Here is a 4,332-nt window from a genome sequence, read left to right on the forward strand (position 1 = left end):
ACTTCTTTACTTGATTATATTCCTTATCATTGTATTTACGGATACCCAGGCGGAACCGGCCCGTCGCGCCGATGACTTCGTTCCAGCGGATACGGAATTTGCCATCGCCCCGCTTAGCATGACCAATTGCGCAGGCAAAGTTAGTAATCTGCCATTCAAATTTCGAGTGCAGGAATAAATTCTGCTGCACAGTCGCCGTTGCCCCGTCTGGCGTCGTCACCTGATAGGTAATCTTTGCCTCCGGGCAGGCCGGCATCTTCTCGCTGCCTTCAAAATAGGCCCGTTCAAAATTGATAATCTTAAAGGGATAATCCCCTTCCGGCAGGATCGTAAACTCCTCTGCCTCTGTGTATTCGTCGTCCCAGCTAAATGCTCTTTCTTCTGCCATATGTTACTACCTCCTTAAAATGGAACTGTATCCCGTTCCCGTAATTCTTTCACGACCTGCACGATCGTGGGAAACGCGGCCACTAAGCAGCCGCTGACAAAATCTTCTGGATAGGCTTCGATAAGCATGTCTTCCGGGAAATATCCCCGCGAAGCAACGGCCTTTCGGATTTCTTCTTCTGTAATCTGTTCTCGTGCCATTAAGTCATACAAAGGCTTTAAATACGCCGGTAGATCCCCTTTCGGTGCAGCAGTCGCCGCTGGTGATGCCTGGGGCGTTTCTTCCTGCATGGATTTCGGAACAGATGGCGGCGGCTCAACTGACGGCGTTGGTATAGGCGCGGGGTCTGCGGACACCGCCTGTATCATACTTGGGATACAATGAGCAATCTGCGCAAACTCAAAGGGCAGGCATTCTGCCAGGCCGTGCCGGTTCTTGGCGTCCCAGTTCGGATGATGACTCGTATACATGACGCGCTGGCCGCCGACGACCTTTGTTTTCTTACTGCTGCCGTCCTTAGAGTCGACCTTATAGACTTCTTCCTTGTAATTAGCAAAGAGCAGCATATCGGCCCATTCCTTGACCATATCGGAAATTTTCTGCGCGCCGGCCTTATTGAGCTTCAGCTCGTACCGGTCGTACGGCGGCTGATCGGGCCGCTCGAATTTCCGTACCATGGCATGAGCCGTCAGCACGACGTTCATGCGTGTATCCACTAAATCCTGCAAACGGTTCAGCAGCCGGCCGAACTCTTCTTTCTCGTACATATATCCCTTGCCATAACCAAAGTCTTCAATGCCGTTATGCTGGTATTTATGGCAGATATATTCGACGCAAAGATGCTCCGCCCAGTCGACCGTATCGATGACAAGCGTCTGATACCCCTGATTGTCATTTTTAAGGGCGTCGATATACTGCATCAGCATAACCCACGACGACGGCCGTTCCAGCCGGTCTACGTCCAAATGGGCTGTACTGCCTTCCGTATCGATGAAGAGCGGCCGGGGAAACCGGGAGGCAAAGGTAGATTTACCGCATCCCTCAGGACCATATAAAACTACTTTTTGAAACTTCTTTATTTTTCCTGATATGATTTTCATATTCTCGCTCCTTTCTTTGAATTTCTTCTATTATTTGCTTGTACTTTTGCAGTAACCCATTGGCAATTATCTGGACTATACCCCTTGTTTACATCAATTCTGTCAATTGTACATTCTCCGTATTTTGCATGGTAATTATATCCATGTTCTAAAGCCCACATACGAAAAGAATTGAAATCATAGCGCCATTCATCGCAAATAGTAATACCTCGCCCACCATAATTTTTATAATCTTTGCGATGAGCATCATAACATCGTTGCTTCATAGCGTGCCATATTCCATACAATCGATCATCAGCACAGCCGTGTTTAGCATAAGTGCGATTGCGCTTGGCTAATTCTTCTGAATGCAAACACCCACAAGAGTGTGTATTACCAGAAAGCAAGTCTCTAGTAGTCACCTCTTTCGTGTTCCCACAATCGCAGTGACATTGCCATAATGGGCTGTTCCATTTAGTTCCAATGCGCCGTATTATTACTAATCTTCCAAAACGCATATGCGTTAAGTCCCGAAAACGGCCCATACCGCATTCCTCCTAAAATAACGACGCATTGACGAGCAACGTATCGACGTCCATTGTCTCCATCAACAGGTTGTATTCACGGAGCCGCGCTTCTTCCTCATATCGTGCCAACTTCGGGCAGGTCAGGATAAAGGCCGGCTTTTCATCTGCCGATTTAGGTCGGCGGATTTCCAATTCTATCTCCACTTCCTGCAAATAGTTACTGCCTTTGATAATATCGATATTTACCGTAAACTGCTGCGGCAGCTGTACCGTACCCTCGCCGTCTTTTGATTTAAAGGCAAAAGTGTAGTTATTGTTATCGATGCGGGAATAGTCTGCCTCGATGTTCTGCACAAACTTGAAGTTCTGCAGATTATACAGCAGCAGTTCCTTATCCGGCACTTCGGGGATCGTATCGCGCCGGCATTTCAAAAAATCGATAAGCTGTTTCTGCGACAGCGGCGCATTCAACACGTCGACCCATTCGTTAAACTGCAGGCTTCTTGCAAACCGGTAGATCACAATGTCCCGGTTCATGTTGATAATGGAATCATCCAAAATCGCATCAAAACCAGTATCATGATAGCCGACAACGGTATGTTCCGAGCCGCGCGCTTCTACAATATCAACAAAGGAATCCGTAGAAAGGGCCTTATATACGGTTCCGGGATAGTTAAAGGGCTCCGTCGCCTTTCCCATGCGGATAATCGCTTCATTTCCTTGCACATTGACGTTCATATTGAGTTTTTGTTCCATGATAGTACCTCCTATGCTTGTTCCTTAGAAAACGGTAAAATAGTGAGTGATTCTTCCGGGTCCTGGGGCTTTTCCGACTGGATCGTAAAGTCGTCGGCATTGAACTGATAGACCGACTGCTTCTTCGCCGATGTCGGCATCTTCACGTCGACGGAGCCGGACATCTTGAGCAGCGTGTCAGAATCCTTCAGCCGGGCAACCTTGATTTTTACCGTAACGACAGCTTCCGATTCGTCATTTTTTAGGCCCTGCAAAATCATGGGATAGCGGCGCATAAATTCTTTGTTCAGCGTGCCGTCACATACACTGTTAAGCGATAACTTTACTTTTTCTTTCATGGTCATGTCCTCCTTTTAAAACGTACCTACCTGCCATTGTTTTGCCGGCGCAGGCGCTGCCGGCGCTGCCTGGCCCTGTACATAGCCATCTTCGATGATGATGCTGCACGTATCGTCCGTGCCGACGCGGGTCGCAATGACCTGCAAGCCCTCCTGTTCCAGCCAGTCCCCGAAGGCTGCCAAGGTGTGGCGGTCCATCTGCTCTAGTTTATCCATCAGGACAAACCCGCATTCCGGATTCAGGCAGCGAATAATGGCTGTAGAAACTTTTAACTGTTCAGCGCCACTCATACAGTCCCATTTCTGGCCCTGATAGGTCAGCTCTCCGTCATTGACAGAAAGGCCGGCCAACGGCATCTGGGCTTTTTCCAGCAAATTCAGCCTTGCTTTACGAACTCCATCGATTTGCGCCGACAAGTCATTGTATTGGCCAGATAATTCGTCTGCTTCCTGCTGGGCCCGTACTTTGTCGGCATTGGCTCGCACCTTGACGTTAATCGCGTCGATATTGGCAATACTCGCTTCCAGCTCTGCCGTGCCTTCGTCCTGCAGTTCCGCAACGGTCTTTTGAGCCGTTTCGAGGTCAGCAGCCAATGTCTCTGCCTGTCCGGTATATTGCGCCAGCTGCGCCTGCAGTTCAGCAATTTTTTCTTCTACCCGGCTTTTATCCTTTAGCATCGTCGCCAGTTGGTCCCGCTTCCGCTGGTTCTCCCCGTTACGGGCCAGGATGTCCTGCTGTCGGCGGATCAGATCTGCCGCGCTGACCGGTTCGTCCGGCGCGTCGGGATAGTATTCCATTTCCTCGACGTGCTTGCGTTTCCGGTCTGCAATGCGGCCAATCTCGAGACGCTGGTTATATAAGGACTGTTCCTGCCGTTCGAGGCCTGCCAGTTCGTCGCCGATACCGATAATCTTCAGCAGCGTATCGGCTTTTTCTTTGTTCGACGCCTGCATAAACTTCGGCAGGTTCAAGGCCAGTTTTTCAATAAAGCTATCTAATAGCCGCTGGCCGGCTTTCTGCCCGGTCGGGTCGATGACATGCAGCGCGGAAGACTTGCCCTTGCGTTCGACGATCAGGCCGTTGCTCAGCTCGATGTGGATACGTGGCGGAATGACGCTTTCGCGCCGCTGGGCGTCCGACGGCCGCAGCTTATCGCCGCCCAAGGCCCAGGCAATAGCATCCAGCACAGAGGTCTTGCCCTGGCCGTTGTTGCCGCCGATGACCGTCAGGCCGGTTTCCGTCG

General features: G+C 50.2%; 6 protein-coding genes. All 6 read right to left on the reverse strand.

Translation table 11 applies throughout. The annotated features are described in order from the left end of the window. Nucleotides 1-388 (reverse strand): DUF669 domain-containing protein (locus CJ260_RS12220; protein ID WP_095630401.1); only part of this gene is annotated, 388 nt, incomplete at its 3' end. 14 nt (nucleotides 389-402) lie between these two features. Continuing rightward, nucleotides 403-1,488, reverse strand: a complete 1,086-nt coding sequence (locus CJ260_RS12225; RefSeq protein ID WP_095630402.1) for an ATP-binding protein — start codon at nucleotides 1,486-1,488, stop codon at nucleotides 403-405. Continuing rightward, a complete protein-coding gene (locus CJ260_RS12710; protein WP_143747696.1) occupies nucleotides 1,485-2,012 on the reverse strand; it encodes a hypothetical protein in 528 nt (175 codons plus the stop codon). The genes CJ260_RS12225 and CJ260_RS12710 overlap by 4 nt, the downstream gene beginning before the upstream one ends. Before the next feature lie 12 nt (nucleotides 2,013-2,024). Continuing rightward, nucleotides 2,025-2,750 (reverse strand): DUF2303 family protein, encoded by a 726-nt coding sequence (locus tag CJ260_RS12230; RefSeq protein ID WP_095630403.1) that lies wholly within the window; start codon nucleotides 2,748-2,750, stop codon nucleotides 2,025-2,027. An 11-nt stretch (nucleotides 2,751-2,761) separates the two neighbouring features. After that, nucleotides 2,762-3,088 (reverse strand): hypothetical protein, encoded by a 327-nt coding sequence (locus tag CJ260_RS12235; protein WP_095630404.1) that lies wholly within the window; start codon nucleotides 3,086-3,088, stop codon nucleotides 2,762-2,764. A 15-nt stretch (nucleotides 3,089-3,103) separates the two neighbouring features. Next, on the reverse strand, nucleotides 3,104-4,332 hold a 1,229-nt coding region (locus tag CJ260_RS12240), incomplete at its 5' end, for an AAA family ATPase (RefSeq protein WP_095630405.1).

Source organism: Megasphaera sp. ASD88 (assembly GCF_002287425.1).
GTDB lineage: Bacteria > Bacillota > Negativicutes > Veillonellales > Megasphaeraceae > Megasphaera > Megasphaera stantonii.